Here is an 18165-nt window from a genome sequence, read left to right as displayed (position 1 = left end):
GCAGCAGATGCAGGCCAAACGAGATGACCGTCGCTCAGGCAGCACCCCATCGAGAACCTTGTCGGGGCAGCCGTTGCGGCCTCGCCGAAGCGCGCCAGACACCAAGCGACAGCGTGCCCTGGACGAGCAGGATCTCCGTCATGCCATCGATGAGTTGGCACCGCCCCACCCTGGGCCAGACACCGCTGGTCAGGCCAGCACCACCGCCCTACAGAAAGGTCCAAAACCTAAACCAACTAAAGGCAAACACACACACCACTAAAACGGACATTCTGATCTGGCCGATAGGAGGACATCTCAATTTAGCCTAGACAGCGCTTGCTGGCCGTTTTTTCTAATGTCGTCCCCCCGGCGGCCCTCCAGGTAAAGGCTTCTGCAGCGAACCGACGAGGTACGCACGAGCCACAAGGAACGAATTCGGCACCCCGGCTACCCCTCTCAACTGAGGCCGTTGCAGCCTCCGTTCCGCGTCAGTCGATTCGGCAATCGCTGGGGGCTCTTGATAAGCCCCCGTGGATTGACTATCCATGACAGCAGAGTGGAATGCGCGGGCGCACCGTGCCTCCACGCCGGGCGATGGTTACGAGTGGGGAACAGGACGGTGAACGATGTTGGACAGCTTCAGCGCTGGAGCACTGATGACGTACCGGTGAAACAAAGGCGCGAGTATTTTCAGGCAGCCACCGAATCGATGATTATTCCGTTTCGGTTCGAAATGCCCTACTCGCCGGATCTTTCTGCGCGAATCGAGGCGTTGGCGCTTGGCCCGATTACAGTGATGCACGTGGCGGGCTCCCCACATATCGCACGGAGTACCAAAGACGAGATTTCGAGACAAAGCGCCCGCTGCCTGAATCTTGTTCTCAGCCGAAACGTGCCGTGGAATCTGGGCTACGGCTCGCGAGTTGCCATGCGGTCAATGGATTCGTTCATCACGGATTCGGTGCAGGAGCTCAGCCTCGATATCGCCTTCGACTACGACTTCGTCAATATTGGATTCGACGCCCAGTGGCTAGGTGAATGGATCCCTAGGGCCGGCGCAGCTGTTGGCAGACAGTTTGGCGCAGACTCGCAATGGTCGGTCGCACTGAATACGTTTGTCGCGGCGCTGGAACCTGACACCATACTCCGCGCACCTTTACCGCCCCGGTTGCTTGTGGATCAGCTCGGTGCATTGATTCTTCTAGCTTCGAGCGAGCCCGCACAGATCACCACTCTGAGCCGTGCGACATCGATATCGTTGCGCGAGAGAATTCTCGACTGCATTCGCTCGAGATGCACGGAAGTCATGCTTGCCGCTCCCCAGGTCGCGCAGGACCTGGGCATTTCCGTGCGGACTTTACATCGCGTACTCGCCTCCCAGAACGAGACCTTTGGGTTCCTGCTGATGAAGGCCCGTATCGATATTGCGGTGCGCCAGTTGTCGTCGCCGGCGTTTGATCGTCTGACGGTGGGCGCCATTGGTCGCCGGTGCGGCTTCACGGACGATTCGCATTTCACGCGTGTTTTCCGTCGCCATGTGGGCGTGACGCCGCTCGCTTTACGACGCGCTCGACTTGCGTAGTCGGCGGCTGGTACTACCAGGTCTTCGTGTCCGAAACTCGCGCGGCTGGTCGGCCCCTCCCCTGTTGGAGCAACCGTCGCGCTATCGCTGCATGGCAATTGTTATGCGCAGATCACGCACGTGCACTAACACTGGCACAACCAGAACAAACTGAATCGACATTTGGCACGCCAGAGCCAGCCAGATTCCCGGTGACCTTCAAAATTGTGATGCTTCGGCAAAAGCCTGAGACGCTTGCCGTATCGCCTTCTTCTTGATGAGCACGTTCATCCCCGGGAACCTGCACCATGCGTGCTTCACCGCTGTTGTCACTCACCCATTGGTCAACCACCGAAGTACCCGAAAGACTGCGCTATGACTACTACGCGCAGGCATTAGCCTCGGCGATGTTCCCAATCCAGGTCAGTACGCGTCCGAAAAGTTCATTCGGCGTGGAGATGGTCGCGGCGGATCTTGGCAGCATGACAGTGATTCGGCAGCAGGGCACGCCGCATCGTTGCTTTGCCGACAAGGGCAATATCGCTGGCGCGTCCCAGCGCACCTTTCATCTGCTTGTAAATGGCGCAAGCGGTTGGACGATGGACCATATGGGCCGTCATCGGCTGGGGCCGGGCGACATTCTGCTGTCGGATTCGTCGATTCCGTTCGAACTCAACATCGATGCCGATTTCGATTTCATCAATGTAAGCCTGTCCGAGGCGTGGATTCGCCAATGGCTGCCCGCGCCGGCGCTTCTGGTAGGGCGCAGGATCGAGGGCCAATCGGGGTGGGGTCACGCGTTGTCGGCCTTCCTGCGAAGCCTGGAGCCGGCCAGGTTCGAGGCATATCCGCTGCCGATGTCGTTCATTGGCGACCATATCGGCGCCCTGCTGGCATTCATTGCGCAGGATTTCAGCGCGCCGCTCACCAAGCTACCCAAGCGCGATGGCGGCCTGTTTGAGCGGATACGCGATTGCATGTACCAGCAGTCGAGTCATGCCACGTTGTGTGCAGCGGACGTCGCGGCCGCGGTAGGCGTGTCACTGCGAAGCCTGCACCGCTGCTTCGCGCGCTTTGACACGACGTTTGGCGACACGCTGATCAAGATGCGTTGCGCTCACGCTGTGCGAATGCTCGAATCGCCGATTTTCAGGCGCCTGACCATCGCCGAGATCGGGCGCCGCGCCGGCTTTGTCGATGCCTCACATTTCACACGAACGCTGCATGCACGCGTGGGCCGCAAGCCGTCGCAGATTCGTCGCCAGTGTGGCGCTCCGGACGCGCCTCACAACGTCACTCAGGAGGACTGATCCGTGACACCCATCGTGACATGGTCCACCCGCGCCGTGCCCCGTGCGCAACGACTCGACTATTTTGCCCACGCGCTTTCGTCGGCTATCGTACCGATGCGCGTCGAGCGGACCCAGCGCGGCGCCCTGACCTCGCATATGTCGATGCTCGACATCGAGGGCATTGCAATCCTGGAGCAACGGGGGTCGCAGCACCGGTCCGTGCGCGGCCGCGCGGAAATCGAACGCAGTGGCGCGCATACATTCCATCTCATCGTCAACCGGCGCACGCACTGGCACATCGAACATCTTGGCAGGACGCGCGTGGGCCCCGGGCAGGCGTTCATCGTCGACTCACGCGCGCCGAACGTCATCGAGATGCCGTCGGACTATGACGTGATCCACGTGATGCTGCCGGATGCCTGGCTGCGCAGGTGGGTGCATGATCCCGCGCCACTCGTGGGTCGTGCGTTAGGAGGCAGCCAGGGCATCGAGCAAGCGCTGGCGGCGTTCTCCGCCTGTCTGTCGCCTTCGGCGATGCAGAGTACCCCGCTGTCCGCGACGCAGATGCTCGACCATCTCGGCGCCATGCTGGCGCTCTCTTCCAGGGAAGCGGGCTTGCCGGTACGGCGCGGGGCGCCTCTGGACTCGATGCGCCGCCGAATCGTCGCTTGCATGGCGAACCGCTGCGGTGAGCCGTCGCTAACGGCGCACGATGTGGCCTGCGTACTGGGGATCGACGATAACGAACTGCATCGCGTACTCGCATCGTCGGGTGAGACCTTCGCAGGGGTTTTGCTCGCGCACCGGACTGAAGCCGCACGGCGCATGCTGGCATCCCGGGCGTTTCAATTTCTGACGCTCGAAGAGATTGCCCAACGCGCTGGCTTTGCCGACGCCAGCCAGTCCGCGTTGCGCCATCTTCGGTAGTCCGGAGGCTGGCACTCTCAGTCCATTTCTTGGCCTGAGTTGGCGCGCAACGCCAATCGCTGGGCGTTGAAGGCTCGCATACTCCGGCTGGCATTCATAAGCGGAGCCCATCCCATGTCTTGTCTCCACACACCGGCTGGCGCGATAGCCAGAGCCGTCCTGACCTTTGTCCTCACTGGAGGTGCCATGATGTCGACGTCGCACGCACAATCCTCTTCAACCGCAGGAGAACACGCTACACCCGCCAGTATCGTCGATGCGCTCAAGACCGTGGCGGGCAATCCGCCCAAGGTGCGCGCGAGCTTCGCCAAGGGTCAATGCGTGCGAGGCACGTACACGCCAGCGGCGGCCGCCTCCGGCATCACCCGCTCGGTGAGCTTTACGAAGCCGCAGCCCGTGCGCGCACGTTTCTCGATGGGCGGCGGCAACCCCCACGTGCCCGATACCAACAAGCTGGTGCTGCGCGGGCTTTCCGTGGCGATCGGCGAGGGCAACCAGCAAACGGACCTGCTCGTCGAGAATGCCCCGGTACATTTCGCGCGCACGCTCGACCAGATGCTGGGCTTCCTGCGGGCACGTGCGCCTGGCGAGGACGGCAAGCCGGACGCCGCGAAGGTGAAGGCGTTCTCCGACGCGAATCCTGAAACCCTGAATCAGGCACACTTCGTCGCAGCGCGTCCGCTTCCTGGCAGTTTTGCCGGCACCACCTACTGGGGGGTCCATGCCTTTCCCGCGATGAGTGCCACAGGCGAAACCCGGCTGATCAAGTTCAAGGTCGTCCCGGCGGCGGGCGAGATCACGCTTACCGACGACGCCGCCAAAGACCGGCCGGCAGACTTTCTGTTCCAGGACTTGCGGGAACGAATCGCGCGTGGCGACGTGCGGTTCGACGTGCTAGCCATACTCGGCAAGGCTGGTGATCCGACTCAGGATGTGACCGTGCGCTGGCCCGATGAAGACGCGCGCGAGACCGTGAAGCTCGGTACGATCGCCCTCACCGCCATCGACAACAACGAGGCCTGCGACGCGACGATTTTCAATCCCGGGACACTTGCCGATGGCATTGGCCGCCCCAGCGACGAGATCTTTGCGGCGCGCTCCGCCGCCTACGCAATTTCGCTTGGCAAGCGTCGCTAGGAGACGGCCCCCATGGAAGCCGAGGCCTTCGACTATATCGTGTGCGGCGCTGGCAGTGCGGGTTGTGCCGTAGCCGGGCGTCTGTCCGAGGATACCGCCGCGCGCGTGCTATTGATCGAGGCCGGCGGCAACGACGATCTGCCCGAGGTAATGACGCCATCGCAATGGGTGCATAACCTCGGTTCGGAGCGCGACTGGGGCTTCGTCGGCGAGCCGAACCCTCATCTCAACGGTCGTGCCATCCCCCTGAACATGGGGCGCGTACTTGGTGGCGGCTCCAGCATCAACGTGATGGTTTGGGCGCGCGGCCATCGCGCCGACTGGGATCGGTTCGAGCAAGCGGTGGATGACCCGGGCTGGGGGTACGAAGCCGTGCTCGATATCTACCGTCGCGTCGAAGACTGGCATGGTGCACCGGATGCACGGCGCCGTGGCGTGGGCGGCCCGGTGTACGTCGCACCCGCCGCCAATCCTCAGTCGGTGGCACGTGCGATGCTGCAGTCGGCGGCAGATCTCGGCATTCCCGTATACCAGTCCCCCAACGGCGAGATGATGGAAGGTCCGGGAGGTGCTTCGATCAACGACCTGATCGTCCACGGCGGACAGCGGCGCTCGATGTTCCGAGCCTACGTCTATCCACGCATTGGGCAAGGCAACTTGCGAGTACTGACGGACACGTTGGTGACAGGACTCGTCTGGCAAGGTACGCGGGTGGTCGGCGTCAATGTGCTGCGTCATGGCAAGCCTCATACGTATCGCGCGGACCGCGAGGTCATTCTCTCGCTGGGCGCCATACATACGCCCAAGGTGCTGATGCAATCCGGCATCGGTCCGGCGGATGCGCTGCGCCGACATGGCATTGCGGTGAAGCAGGATCTCCCGGGCGTTGGTCAGAATCATCAAGATCATGTGTCGTTCGGCTGCATCTTCGAGTTCTCCACACCACAAGCCATCGGCAATGGGGGCTCGGAAGCCACGCTGTACTGGAAGAGCGACTCGTCGCTGAAGCAACCCGACATGTTCCACTGCCAAGTAGAGTTTCCCGTTCCCAGCGATGCGACAGCGGCACTGGGCGTGCCTGTGCACGGCTGGACCATGTTCGCCGGGCTAGCGCATCCCAAAAGCCGCGGCGAGGTTCGATTGAGCGGTCCGTCGCCACACGACCCCGCTATCATCGCGCCCAACACGCTGTCTCATCCGGACGATGTGCGTGCCGCACTGGCCAGCATCGAGATGTGCCGCGAGCTGGCCGACCAGAAGCCGCTGCGCGATCTGATTCGACGCGAGGCCATGCCGGGGCCGCTAGACACCACGTCCATGGAGCAGTTTGCAAGAAATGCTGCCGTGACATATTGGCACCAGGCTGGGACTGCGAAAATGGGACTCGGCGCCGATGCCGTCGTGAACGCAAAGCTGCAGGTCTACGGGGTCGACAACCTGCGAATCGCTGATGCTTCGGTGATGCCGGAATTACCCAGTGGCAATACGATGGCGCCTTGCGTTGTCATTGGCGAGCGGGCCGCGTCGCTGATTCGGGAAGCTCACGCTTAATACAAGCTTTGGGGGCGGTCCCGCCCGCCGCTTCCTGTTGCCGGGCGCCGAAGACATCGCGTTCGTCGGGCGATGCCGAAATGTTCGGGCGATCGACGGACTCGACGCACCGGTTGCAGCGCAGCAAATCCTGCGGTGCCGGCGACACCGTGGTCTAGGATGACGGTAGGGGTTCCTCACGGGGACACATCGTGAAGCCATCAACGCTCGTCCTGTCCAACTCGATTTCAGCCCTGTTGCTCGGCTGCATTTGGCCGGTGGCCGGCGCAGCCGAGGACTTTGAAGTGCGCCGGGCCGCCATGGGCAGGGACATCGCCGCCACTGCGGCGACCGCCGGTGTCAGCAGTGGCAGAAAGGCCATCGACCCTCGCGTCATGGCGGTCATCGAGCAAGTGCCGCGTCATGACTTTGTGCCGGACGACCAGAAGCCCTTCGCCTACGAGAACCGCCCGCTTCCCATCGGACATGGCCAGACCATCTCGCAGCCCTACATCGTGGCCCTGATGACGGACCTGATGATGGTCAAGCCTGGGGATGTCGTGCTCGAAGTCGGAACGGGCTCGGGCTATCAGGCCGCGGTACTGGCCGGGATGGCGCGCACGGTGTACACGATCGAGATCATCGAACCGCTGGGATTGCAGGCGTGCGAGCGCCTGACGCGGCTGGGCTACAAACAAGTGGAATGCAAGGTGGGCGACGGTTACTACGGCTGGGATGCCCATGCCCCCTTCGACGCGATCATCGTTACCGCCGCGGCCAGCCATGTTCCGCCGCCCCTTATCCGGCAACTGAAGCCTGGCGGCAGGATGGTGATCCCGGTGGGCGCGCAGTTCCTCACCCAATACCTGTTGCTGGTCGAAAAGTCCGGCGACGGCACGGTCTCGACGCGACAGGTCCTGCCAGTCAGGTTCGTTCCGCTGGTCGGCGGGCACTGACGTGGCGGCGATTCACGGCAGTCGTGCCGCCAGATAGCACCAGGCGCCAGGCATCATGCTCCGTCCCCCACTGCTCGCCCTCGCCGTGCTGTCGGCCGCCGCGCTTGGTTACGAGGTGCTGCTGATGCGGCTGCTCTCCATCATCCAGTGGCACCACTTCGCCTACATGATGATCAGTGTTGCGCTGCTGGGCTACGGCGCGGCCGGTGCAGGGGTGGCGATGATGCGGCACGCGTTTGCCGCCCTGTTTCTGCGCCATTTCGTGCAGGTATTCGCGGGCGGCGCGGTGCTGTTCGGCATTTGCGCGATTGCCTGCTTTGCGCTGGCCCAGCGTGTCGCCTTCAATCCGCTGGAGATCCTGTGGGATCCGGGCCAGCCGCTCCGGCTGGTGGCGGTCTACCTGCTGCTGTTCGTCCCCTTCTTTTTCGCTGCCGTGAGCGTCTGCCTGACCTTCACGTGTTTCAACGAGCAGATTCATCGCGTCTACAGCTTCGACATTCTCGGTGCCGGGCTTGGGTGTCTTGCCATCATCGCCGTGCTTTTTGTACTGGATCCGGCCAACGCGCTGCGACTGGTGGGCGGTGCAGGCATGGCGGCGGCCGCGCTGGCCGCATTCGAATGTCGCTGGCATCGACCGTGGCTGCCGGTCGCGCTGCTTGGGGCTGCGCTCCTGCCTGCCGCTCTGCCAGATGCGTGGATCGCGCTGCGGCCGTCCGAGTACAAGGAACTGAGCCAGATCCTGCGCATCGGGAATGCCCGCGTGGTGGATCAACGCTCAAGTCCACTCGGCACGGTCACTGTGGTCGAGAGCCCGTCGATCCCATTGCGGCACGCACCCGGGCTGAGCCTCAATGCCACCATGGAGCCGCCACCGCAACTTGCGATATTTACCGACGGCGACGGGCTCAGCGCGCTGAATCACTATGACGGGCGGCGCGAACCGCTCGCTTACCTGGGGGACCTGACCTCTGCCCTTCCCTTTCACTTGCTGGACCGCCCAAAAGTGCTGGTGCTGGGGAGCGGTGCCGGCGCCGACGTCCTCCAGGCGATCTACCACCACGCCAGTTCCGTCGATGCGGTGGAACTGAATCCGCAGGTGATCGACCTCGTGCAGCGCCGCTTCGCCGCATTCTCGGGCAAGCCCTACAGCGCGCCGGGCGTGCACGTGTTTGCCGCCGAGGCACGCGGTTTCCTGGTCGCCGGGAATGCGCAGTACGACCTCATCCAGGTGGCACTGCTGGACTCGTTCAGCACCTCGTCAGCGGGCCTGTACGCGCTCTCCGAGAGCTATCTCTATACCGTGGAAGCGTTCCAGGAGTACTTGCGCCATCTGAGACCGGGTGGCCTGCTGGCAATCACTCGCTGGGTAACGTTGCCACCGCGTGATATCCCCAAGCTGCTTGCCACCGCTGTGACGGCCATGGAGGACGCCGGCGTGCCTCAGCCCGCCCGCCGGCTGGCGCTGATCCGGGGATGGAAAACCGCCACGTTGCTGGTCAAGAACGGAGACTTCGTGGCGTCGGACATTGCCGCCTTGCGGGCGTTCTGCACGGCCCGCTCTTTCGACACCGAGTACTACCCGGGCATTCAGGCGGCGCAGGCCAATCGCTTCAACGTGCTGGAGACGCCCGAGTTTTTCGAGTCCGTGCAAGCGCTGCTTGGTGCTGACCGCGACGGCTTCATTGCGCGCTACAAGTTCGATGTGCGGCCCGCCACCGACGACCGGCCGTACTTCTTCCACTTCTTCAAATGGCGCTCGCTGCCTGAACTGCTATCCCTGAAGGCGCAAGGCGGGTTGCCCTTGCTCGAATGGGGCTATCCGGTGCTGGTTGCCACACTTCTGCAGGCCACGTGCGCGGCGTTGCTGCTGATCCTGATACCGCTCTGGGCGATGCGGCGCTGGCCGGCCGCAAGGCGAGCCCCGCCACAAGCCTCCACGACGCATGCCATTGACGATGCCGCCATCCCGCCTTCCAGCTGGCGGATCGGCGTCTACTTCCTTGCGGTCGGCTTTGCCTTCATGTTTGTCGAGATCGCTTTCATCCAGAAGCTCATCCTGTTCCTGAGCCATCCGCTCTATGCGATCGCCGTCGTTTTGTCCGCGTTCCTCGTCTTCGCCGGGCTGGGGAGCCGCTATTCACGGCGCATGACAGCGCGCTACCACGACGATCGGAAACGTCCGGTCGAGGTGGCCGTCGCCGGGATCTGCCTTGTCTCGCTGTTCTATCTGGCAACCTTGCCGCACCTGTTCAGGCTGCTGATTGCACTACCGGATGCCGGCCGGATTGCCGTATCCATCATGCTGATCGCACCGCTGGCCTTCCTGATGGGAATGCCATTTCCGCTAGGTCTTGCCAACGTCGCGCGCCACGATGAAGCGCTGGTGCCCTGGGCATGGGGCATCAATGCCTGCGCTTCAGTAGTGGCGTCGGTGCTTGCGACGCTGATGGCAATCCATTTCGGATTTACGGCGGTCGTGCTGGCGGCGCTGCTCCTGTATATCGCCGCGGCCACCGCCTCCACCTGAGTTGTGGGTCTTGTGCGTCGCCAGCAAACCTTGCCGCCAGACGCCCCACCCTGCGCCGGTCTCAGCCGCGTCATGCCGCAGCCATCGCCCTGCAAGCCACGCCTACAGCACCCCATCGCACCGAACTGCTCGCCGCCGCCGAGGTTCGCGCCTGGCTGGGTGCGCACCATTTCGGAAGGTCGTGGACGTCGTCCTTCAAGGCGAAGGGACGGCGCCGCCACAATCATGAAATTTGCCGTTGCTGCATCGCAACATGATATGTACCAAGCGCTTAAATCTGAATTCAGTATGTTTTAATTCTTCCACGCAGCGGTTGTTGCTGCACCACTTTAGCGCCGCTGCGCGAAACCGGACCGACGCCCCCGCCGAGATCCGGTTTTTTTTCGTCCAACGATTTCGCTGCCCTCCCTTGCGGAGCGCAATGGCGCCGCAAGGGCATGCTTGCAGTCGCGTCGGTCACTTACTCCTTGTGCGCAAGCGCCGCTTCCGGCACGCGTCGGAAGCTGATAGCCAGGCGATTGAACGCATTCATCAGGCTGATGGCCATCGTCAGATCGGCCAGTTCCTTCTCGCTGAAGACTGCCGCGGCGGCCGCGAACGCATCGTCGGGGACATGCGTATCGGCGACGCGCGTCACGGATTCCGCCCACGCCAGCGCCGCTTTCTCGCGGTCGCTGAACAGGCTGCCCGCTTCATGCCACGCTTGCACCAGCGCGAGTTTCTCGACCTTGACGCCCTTCTTGATGAGGTCGCGTGTGTGCATGTCGAGGCAATAGGCGCAGCCGTTGATCTGGCTGACACGCAGGTAGACCAGCTCGACGAGTACGTCGTCGAGGCCCGCCTGCATGATGTAGCCGTAGACACCGCCAAAGGCCTTGACGCCGCCCGGGGCAGCTTTCGTGTAGTCCAGTCTCATTTCGACACCTGCTTGTCGATCGTGGTCAGTTCCTTGTCGTCGGAATCGACGATGAAGACGGCGAGCAGCTTGGCCGGCTTGGTCTTGCTGGCGTTGCGACTGACGGGATGACTTGACCCTGGTTCCTCGTAGAAGCTTTCCCCCGCCTTGTAGACGCGTTCCGGCTGGTCATTGACCTTGCTTGCGATGCTGCCCGACACGACGTAGGCGTAGATGAACGCGGACTTCGCGTGGACGTGCGGCAACGACGCGCCGCCCGGGGCGTAGTCCACTTCCAGTGCAACGAGCGATTTGCCGGGGATGTTCGGGATGGTGTGGGCGAAGTTCGGCTTGACCGACTCGCCAGTCCCGTGGGCGGTGGCAACGCCTGCGAAAGCGATGCCTGCTGCGGCCAGCAGTGCGCCAGCCCAATTCTTTCGATTCATGTCTACTCCAGTTCGAATGTAACTACGCTTAGATGAGTCGCAGTTAAGATAGGCGAAGTCGGAGAATAGTGCAAGCCGGCGCGAGAAGAATCGGACAAGCCGGGTCGCCAAGGGACTTGCGTGCCGCAACTACGACACAATCTGGCGCAGGTTCGTCCCTCTGGAGTCGCGTCTTTTGCTGTAAGCTTGATGATAATGATTCTTGTTTGAACGAAAAAGCATGGGCGTCCGTCCGAGCATCCTGTTAGTCGACGATCACAGAAACATTCGCGAGCCACTGTCGACTTACATGCGTCGGTTCGATTTCGATGTCGAGGCCGTCGAGGATGGGAAAGCCATGCGCCAGCGGTTGGATGAGCGCAGCTTCAGCCTCATCGTGCTCGACGTCATGCTGCCCGGTGAAAACGGTCTGTCGTTGTGCCGCTATGTCTCCGAGCACCTGGGAACCCCGGTGATCCTGCTGACCGCCGTGACTGACCAGGCAGACCGCATCGCCGGTCTGGAGATTGGCGCTGACGACTATGTGGTCAAGCCCTTCGATCCCCGGGAACTCGTGGCGAGAATTCGCAGCGTGCTTCGCCGCAACCGGACGCCAATGCCGCGAGAGGCGAAAGGCGTGCCCTCCGAGCCGGAATACCGCTTCGTCTTTAGTGGATGGATGTTCGATACCAGGACCCGGGAATTGCGCAACCCTGGTGACGAGGGCATCCCGCTTAGCACCGCCGAATACCACCTCCTTCGTGCGCTGGTCGAAAACCCCAACCGCGTGCTGAGCCGCAGCCAACTCCTTGACCTGACCCAGCGCACCGACATCGTCGCTTTCGATCGCAGTATCGACAGTCAGATCAGCCGCCTGCGCAAGAAGCTGGAGTCAGATCCCCGGCGCCCCAACATGCTGAAAACCGTTCGTGGGGACGGCTACCTCCTCGCAACCAAGGTTACGGTCGAGCATTCATGAAATGGGTTCCGCGCAGCATTACGGGGCAACTGCTGGCCTTGTGGTTGGTGGCGATGCTGGCCGCGCACGTCATTGCGGTTGTGGTGATGACATGGTGGCGTCTGGACAACGTAACCATTCACCCGATGGCGGTGCGGACCATCGAGACGAGGACTCTGTCCGCCTATCGGATCGCTGGCCGCTCGGACGATGCGGACAGTCTTCTCGAAGATATCAGCTTGCCCGACTCCACGTTTCAGCTGGCTGCCGCCCGAACGCCTGACTCGACCGAGATCGATGATCAGGAGCACATGCTGTCGCAGCGTGTTCACGGCCTGTTGAATCTCCCTCGAGATACCCCGGTGAAGGTTCGCTTGCAGCAGGCCCAGCCGACTCACGGCATTCAAGACCACAGCAACTGGCTGGAGCGGCAACTCGGCGGCGCGCAGGCTTGGGCACTGGATATTGAAGTCAGGCTTCCCGACGGGCAATGGCTGCGCAGCCGGCACTGGCCAACCATGCTGACGGCCCACTGGACTCGTGTCCTGAGTTTCTCGCTGCTGGTAGGCACGCTCCCCGCGGCGATCATCGCGCTTTTCTTCGGGCGGCGAATCATGCGCCCGCTCAAGGTGCTGACCGAGGCCTCCCGACGAGTCAGTCGCGGCGAACCGGTTGCGCTGCCCCAACCCGAGGGGCCGACCGGCGTTCGCGAGATCACCCGGGCATTCAACGACATGCAGGAGAACTTGATCCGCTTCGTCAATGGGCGGACGCAAATGATCGCCGCCATCGGACACGACCTGCGGACACCCCTGACATCGTTGCGAATCCGAGCGGAAATGATTGACGACGAAGCATTGCGCGACGCGATGGTGCAGACGCTGGACGAGATGAGCGTGATCGTCGACGAGACGCTCCAGTTTGCGCGCGACGACGCCCCTCAGGAGCCGACGCAGGATGTGCAGATCGGCGCGCTGGTGCGTGAGGTGGTAGACAGCCAGACAGTTCAGGGGCGGCATGTCACGTGGTCAGCCCAGGTCGACACCGCGGCGTTCTATCGCTGCCGCCCTGTGCATCTGAAGCGCGCGCTGAACAACATCATCGACAACGCCGCACGTCATGGCCACGTATGCGTCAAGCTGCTGGCCGACGCCCTTCACAGAACCCTGCGCATCGAGATCGAAGACGATGGCCCCGGCATCGACCCGGACTACCTCGAGCGCGTCTTCGAGCCATTTGCGCGTCTGGATTCCGCGCGCCAGATGGACACCGGCGGCCTTGGTCTCGGCCTGGCCATCGCCCGTTCCTGCATCCGCGCGCATGGCGGTGATGTCACCCTCCATAACCGCCTGGAAGGCGGATTGCGCGCGGTCATCGAGCTGCCGAACTAGGCTGGCCCGATCCGATTCGCCGCCACGCGGCGCCCGTCATCAGACGCTTCCGACGCACCGCCGCCCCGTCACCACGACGCGCTCGCCTCGAATATGGCGAATTGTGGCAAGCACGGCTTCCCCCACAACATTGCGCCACAAACGAACAAACTCGCACAACATCAAATAGCAATGATTCGCATCTCGACGTGATTGCGTAGGCCTGCCTTTCCGGCAGCGGCGGGTGCATTTCCACTGGGTTGACCGAGGAGTGCCACGCCCCGACTCAGGCGCGCGGCAGCACGTCCCATCCGAATGTCAATCATGCTGGAGTGATTCGTGCAGCAAAGCAAAGTCTCAACCGCCGTCCGCCTGTTGGTTTCTGGTGCCGCATCCGCGGGGTTCGTCATCACCGTCTCGGCGCTTCCGTTTGTCGCCCACGCGCAAACCGCCACGAGCGGAGAGCCGCCTTCAGGGGCACCCAAGGGCGGTGGCAGCAACGTGCTGCCGCAAGTCACGGTGACGGGCCGGGGGATCGAAAACGTCAACAGCGCGCCGACTGGCAGCTCCCGCCTGCCGGAAACCGTGAAGGAAACGCCGAAGACGATCAACGTCGTGCCGCAGGAGGTCATCGAACAGCAGCACGCCACGTCGCTCGAACAGATCCTGAAGAACGTGCCCGGTATCACGATCTCGACGGGCGAAGGCAATGGCGGCCAGAACGGCGATCAATTCCGCATCCGCGGCCTGTCGGCGAAGGGCGATATCTACGTGGATGGCCTGCGCGATTTCGGCGCCTACAAGCGCGACGCCTTCAATACGGAGAGCGTGGAAGTCATCAAGGGGCCGTCCGGCGAAAGCTTCGGCGTCGGCAACGTGGGGGGGCTCATCAACCAGACCACCAAGAAGGCCAACCTGAACACCAGCACCAGTATCGACCAGGGCTTTGCCTCGGACGCTACCTACCGCACGACGCTGGACAGCAATTTCCGCCTGAACGATACCTCGGCCCTGCGGATCAATGGCATGTTCCAGAATGGCCGTGTTGCCGACCGCGATCATGTCGATGATGATCGACGGGGTATCGCCATCGACTTTGGCACGGGCCTCGGCACACGTACCACGTGGCATCTGAACTATTCGTACCTGCACCGCAGCGGCGCACCGGACTACGGCGTGCCCCTCGCGCAGGGCGGCGACGGCATCTATCGGCCGCTGACCCAGTACGGCGTTCCGGGCATCTCGTCGTCCACGTCCTACGTCCGCAACACCGACCGCGATACCACCGATGCGCATATCGTCTCGTCGAACTTCGTCAGCCGGCTCGACAACGGCATCGCGATCAGCAATGACACGCGCTTCAGTTTCTACGAGCGGGACTTTTCGTCGACCAACCCGGCGTCCGTGAGCTACGCCAACCTGCAGGCGCTGCTGGCCGGGCGGAACGTGAATCTGAGGTACGGCGCGCGCGGTGGCCCCACTTATCTGCAGCGCGGCTGGGGCATCCAGAACGTGCTGAGCGCAAAAGGCGAGTTCACGACCGGTGGCATCCGTCACAAGGCGATGGCGGGCCTGGACACGATCTACCAGCGCGATCATCGTGACCTCGGCACGTGGACCGGCCGGCTGAACGACCAGACCGTCGTCAACCCGGTGTTCTACAACAGCCCCAACGCCACGGTTGCCTACGGCGGCGTCACGCGCGATGCCAACGCTACCGACATCGGCGTCTTCCTGAATGACCGGGTATGGCTGACCGAACAGTTCTCGCTGCTCGGCAGCCTGCGCTGGGACTACTTCCGCAGCGAATACGCCACCAACGCATCTGCTCTGGGCGGCACCGCCGACTCGAAGAAGCTGAGCCCGGCCATCAGCGCAATCTGGGAGCCGACCCGGGACTACATGTTCTACACGTCGTTCTCACGCACGTATCGCCCCGTCGGGACCGATATTGCCGTGGCGGTTGGCGGCGTGGCGTCGGAAGTTCCGCAGGATGGCGTCAGCAGCGAGCCGGAGCGCGCCGACACGATTGAAGTCGGCGCCAAGCTCGATTTCCTGGAGAAGCGTCTGGGTGTCACCGGCGCGTTGTTCCAGACCAAGAAGTACAACGCCTATACGGTCGATCCGACCACCGGCGATATCGTCAACGGCTTCACCGACTCCGGCGAAGGCCGCCGTATCCGCGGCCTGGAACTCGGTTTGAGCGGGCGAATCGTTGGCGGCTGGACCGCCAACCTTGCCTATGCCTATCTGAACGGCGAGATCACGTCGGCCAACACCGCTTCCATAGTCGGCAACGCGGCACCGGGCGTATCGCGCCACAACGTGACGCTGTGGACCGCCTACGACATCCCCCATTCGATCGTACCCGTCCCGGGTCGGTTGAGTATCGGCGGCGGCCTGCAGTACGCCACGGGATACTGGGCGGATTCGGCGAATACCGCACAGATTCCGGACAACTTCTCGCTGGACGCAATGATCGCCTACAAGCAGGGCAAGTACCGCATCTCCCTGAACGGCTACAACCTCACGAATCACGTGAACTATCAGTCGTCGTTCAACGCATCACGCGCAGCGCCGACTTCGCGCAGGACGTTCCTGCTGAACGTTGGCATGACCTTCTGATCCACAGGCAAGCCAGCGCTGCGGCGCTGGCTCCTTCCTCGGGCGGCGGACCGGTGCGATATGGCTCCCGCCGCATTCCGACTCCTCAACTCCCATCACGCCATGCTTGTTCAGATTCCCGATGTGCTGACCTCCACCGAGGTCAAATATTGCCGAGAGCGCCTGGAGCGCTCGCCATGGGTGGACGGTCGCGTCACCGCCGGCGACCTCGCCGCCAAGTCCAAGCACAATCTGCAAATCCCCGTCGACAGCGACGAAGCCCGCGAACTGGGCGACTTCGTACTGACGGCCCTGGGCAAAAACCCAAACTACCACTCCGCTGCGCTGCCGTTGCGCGTGCTGCCGCCGATGTTCAATCGGTACGAGAACGAGATGACGTTCGGAATCCATGTCGACAACGCCATCCGCACCGTGCCGGGCACAGGCGGCATGCGCATTCGCGCCGACGTCTCCAGCACGTTGTTTCTCTCCGATCCCGATGAGTACGATGGTGGCGAGCTCGTCATCAAGGATCTCTACGGATCGCACACGGTGAAGTTGCCAGCCGGACATTTGGCGGTCTATCCCGCGTCGTCGCTGCACGCAGTCACCCCCATCACAAGAGGCGCGCGCTGGGCGTCGTTCTTCTGGGCGCAATCGATGGTCAAGGACCATGGCGAGAGAAGCACGCTGTACGAGCTGGACCTGGCGATCATGGATATCCGGAAGCAGCTGGGCGACGATCAGGACGTGGTGCTCTCGCTCGTGAACCACTATCACAATCTTCTCAGGCGCTGGGCCGTGCTGTGAGCGGGTCGCAGATTCCACCCGATACCGTCTCGCTGCTCGACTACGAGCGGCGATTTCACGAACGCGTCGATCCCGCGATCCGGGCATATCTCGCCGGCGCCGCCGCGGATGGCATCACGCAGCGCGAGAATTGCGCCGCGTTCGAGCGCCTGCGCCTGATGCCGCGCGCCATGGTCGATATGTCGCGCGCATCTGCCCGCAGCACGCTGCTTGGGGAATCGCTCGACTATCCGATCCTGATCGCACCCACGGCCAGCCACAAGCTTGTGCATCCGGACGGGGAAATCGCCACCGTGCAGGCGGCTTCCCTGACGCGCACCTGGATGACGGTGAGCACGCAGGCGAGCGTGACGCTCGAAGAGGTCGCGCGTGCGTCCACCACGCCGCTATGGTTTCAGCTCTATTTCCAGCCGCGCGATGAAGAGACGCTAACGCTGGTGCGAAGGGCCGAGCAGGCAGACTACAAGGCCATCGTGGTGACGATCGATGCCGTGGTGAGCGGCGTGCGCAATAGGGAGCAGCGCGCGGGGTTCCGACTGCCTGACGGCGTGCGGCCCGTCAATCTGGCGGGATTCCCGCCACACGCACCGGTCACCGCGCGTTACGGCAGCCCGGTATTCCAGGGCATGCTGGATCGGTGCCCGACATGGGCCGATATCGAGTCGCTTTGCAAGCGGACGTCGTTGCCGGTCCTCGTCAAGGGCTTGCTCAATCCGCTGGATGTGGGCCCGGCGCTCCAGTCTGGCGTGGCCGGGATCATCGTGTCCAATCATGGTGGCCGCGTGCTGGACACCGTGCCAGCGACGATCGATGTGCTGCCCGCAATAGCGACCGCGGTGGCCGGCGCCGTACCGGTCTTGCTCGATGGTGGCGTCCGACGCGGCACGGATATCGTCAAGGCGATGGCGTCGGGCGCCGCTGCCGTCCTGATCGGGCAGCCTGTCCTTCATGCCCTGGCCGTGGGCGGCATGCCCGGCGTGGCGCATATGCTGACGCTCCTGCAGACCGAGCTGGAGGTCGCCATGGCGCTCATGGGCCGCCCCTCCCTGAAAGACATCGATCCGACCGCCTTGCTTGTCAGCCGGCCATGACGACACGACAAAGGCCTTCCGGCAGGGCCGCCCTCCGCTCACCGCGACCGCCCTGCCCGCTTCAAAGCCCCCATTCCGCACAAGAATCCCGATCGGGCCG

The 18165-nt window shown here is 63.0% G+C and carries 14 protein-coding genes; 12 read left to right on the top strand and 2 right to left on the bottom strand.

Annotated elements, in window-relative coordinates:
• The first annotated feature begins 601 nt into the window (after positions 1-601).
• The 7 genes from BLR29_RS27140 to BLR29_RS27110 all read left to right on the top strand — a co-directional run bounded on the left by BLR29_RS27140 (position 602) and on the right by BLR29_RS27110 (position 9912).
• Positions 602-1564, top strand: coding sequence for a helix-turn-helix transcriptional regulator (locus BLR29_RS27140; protein ID WP_092141608.1), 963 nt, complete (start codon positions 602-604; stop codon positions 1562-1564).
• 287 nt (positions 1565-1851) lie between these two features.
• Complete coding sequence (locus BLR29_RS27135; protein WP_092141605.1) at positions 1852-2853, top strand: helix-turn-helix domain-containing protein; 1002 nt, start codon at positions 1852-1854, stop codon at positions 2851-2853.
• Between the two features lie 3 nt (positions 2854-2856).
• Entirely contained in the window at positions 2857-3762 is a 906-nt protein-coding gene (locus BLR29_RS27130) for an AraC-like ligand-binding domain-containing protein (protein ID WP_143018541.1), read from the top strand.
• A 270-nt stretch (positions 3763-4032) separates the two neighbouring features.
• Positions 4033-4899: a catalase family peroxidase gene (locus BLR29_RS27125; RefSeq protein WP_255371458.1), complete on the top strand. Its 867-nt coding sequence runs from the start codon at positions 4033-4035 to the stop codon at positions 4897-4899.
• A 12-nt stretch (positions 4900-4911) separates the two neighbouring features.
• Complete coding sequence (locus BLR29_RS27120; RefSeq protein WP_092141599.1) at positions 4912-6450, top strand: GMC family oxidoreductase; 1539 nt, start codon at positions 4912-4914, stop codon at positions 6448-6450.
• 299 nt (positions 6451-6749) lie between these two features.
• Positions 6750-7385 carry a protein-L-isoaspartate(D-aspartate) O-methyltransferase gene (locus BLR29_RS27115; protein ID WP_092141628.1) on the top strand — a complete coding sequence of 212 codons (636 nt, stop codon included), beginning with the start codon at positions 6750-6752 and terminating at the stop codon, positions 7383-7385.
• Positions 7386-7440: 55 nt separating this feature from the next.
• Positions 7441-9912: a spermine/spermidine synthase domain-containing protein gene (locus BLR29_RS27110; protein ID WP_092141596.1), complete on the top strand. Its 2472-nt coding sequence runs from the start codon at positions 7441-7443 to the stop codon at positions 9910-9912.
• A 460-nt stretch (positions 9913-10372) separates the two neighbouring features.
• Here the strand turns inward: BLR29_RS27110 and BLR29_RS27105 are convergent, their stop codons facing one another.
• Both BLR29_RS27105 and BLR29_RS27100 read right to left on the bottom strand, forming a co-directional pair.
• Positions 10373-10828: a carboxymuconolactone decarboxylase family protein gene (locus BLR29_RS27105; RefSeq protein WP_092141593.1), complete on the bottom strand. Its 456-nt coding sequence runs from the start codon at positions 10826-10828 to the stop codon at positions 10373-10375.
• Entirely contained in the window at positions 10825-11253 is a 429-nt protein-coding gene (locus BLR29_RS27100; protein ID WP_092141590.1) for a cupin domain-containing protein, read from the bottom strand. Before BLR29_RS27100 ends, BLR29_RS27105 begins: the two co-directional genes overlap by 4 nt.
• A gap of 202 nt (positions 11254-11455) precedes the next feature.
• Between BLR29_RS27100 and BLR29_RS27095 the strand changes: the two genes are divergently transcribed.
• The 5 genes from BLR29_RS27095 to BLR29_RS27075 all read left to right on the top strand — a co-directional run bounded on the left by BLR29_RS27095 (position 11456) and on the right by BLR29_RS27075 (position 18065).
• A complete protein-coding gene (locus BLR29_RS27095; protein WP_369804720.1) occupies positions 11456-12211 on the top strand; it encodes a response regulator in 756 nt (251 codons plus the stop codon).
• Complete coding sequence (locus BLR29_RS27090; protein ID WP_092141584.1) at positions 12208-13581, top strand: ATP-binding protein; 1374 nt, start codon at positions 12208-12210, stop codon at positions 13579-13581. Before BLR29_RS27095 ends, BLR29_RS27090 begins: the two co-directional genes overlap by 4 nt.
• Positions 13582-13899: 318 nt before the next feature.
• Positions 13900-16185: a TonB-dependent receptor gene (locus BLR29_RS27085; protein ID WP_092141581.1), complete on the top strand. Its 2286-nt coding sequence runs from the start codon at positions 13900-13902 to the stop codon at positions 16183-16185.
• 102 nt (positions 16186-16287) lie between these two features.
• Entirely contained in the window at positions 16288-16974 is a 687-nt protein-coding gene (locus BLR29_RS27080; protein WP_092141578.1) for a Fe2+-dependent dioxygenase, read from the top strand.
• On the top strand, positions 16971-18065 hold the full coding sequence (locus tag BLR29_RS27075) for an alpha-hydroxy acid oxidase (RefSeq protein WP_092141575.1): 1095 nt from the start codon (positions 16971-16973) through the stop codon (positions 18063-18065). Before BLR29_RS27080 ends, BLR29_RS27075 begins: the two co-directional genes overlap by 4 nt.
• Positions 18066-18165: the final 100 nt, after the last annotated feature.

Source organism: Cupriavidus sp. YR651 (assembly GCF_900101625.1).
Lineage (GTDB): Bacteria > Pseudomonadota > Gammaproteobacteria > Burkholderiales > Burkholderiaceae > Cupriavidus.
Note: the sequence above shows the minus strand (reverse complement) of the source record. Positions and strands in the feature narration are given on the sequence as shown.

What these genes read in the sequence shown, in the direction of transcription:
- BLR29_RS27105 (WP_092141593.1), bottom strand. Translation starts at nt 10,828, where the DNA reads ATGAGACTGGACTACACGAAAGCTGCCCCGGGCGGCGTCAAGGCCTTT.
- BLR29_RS27135 (WP_092141605.1), top strand. Translation starts at nt 1,852, where the DNA reads ATGCGTGCTTCACCGCTGTTGTCACTCACCCATTGGTCAACCACCGAA.
- BLR29_RS27100 (WP_092141590.1), bottom strand. Translation starts at nt 11,253, where the DNA reads ATGAATCGAAAGAATTGGGCTGGCGCACTGCTGGCCGCAGCAGGCATC.
- BLR29_RS27090 (WP_092141584.1), top strand. Translation starts at nt 12,208, where the DNA reads ATGAAATGGGTTCCGCGCAGCATTACGGGGCAACTGCTGGCCTTGTGG.
- BLR29_RS27120 (WP_092141599.1), top strand. Translation starts at nt 4,912, where the DNA reads ATGGAAGCCGAGGCCTTCGACTATATCGTGTGCGGCGCTGGCAGTGCG.
- BLR29_RS27115 (WP_092141628.1), top strand. Translation starts at nt 6,750, where the DNA reads ATGGGCAGGGACATCGCCGCCACTGCGGCGACCGCCGGTGTCAGCAGT.
- BLR29_RS27080 (WP_092141578.1), top strand. Translation starts at nt 16,288, where the DNA reads ATGCTTGTTCAGATTCCCGATGTGCTGACCTCCACCGAGGTCAAATAT.
- BLR29_RS27110 (WP_092141596.1), top strand. Translation starts at nt 7,441, where the DNA reads ATGCTCCGTCCCCCACTGCTCGCCCTCGCCGTGCTGTCGGCCGCCGCG.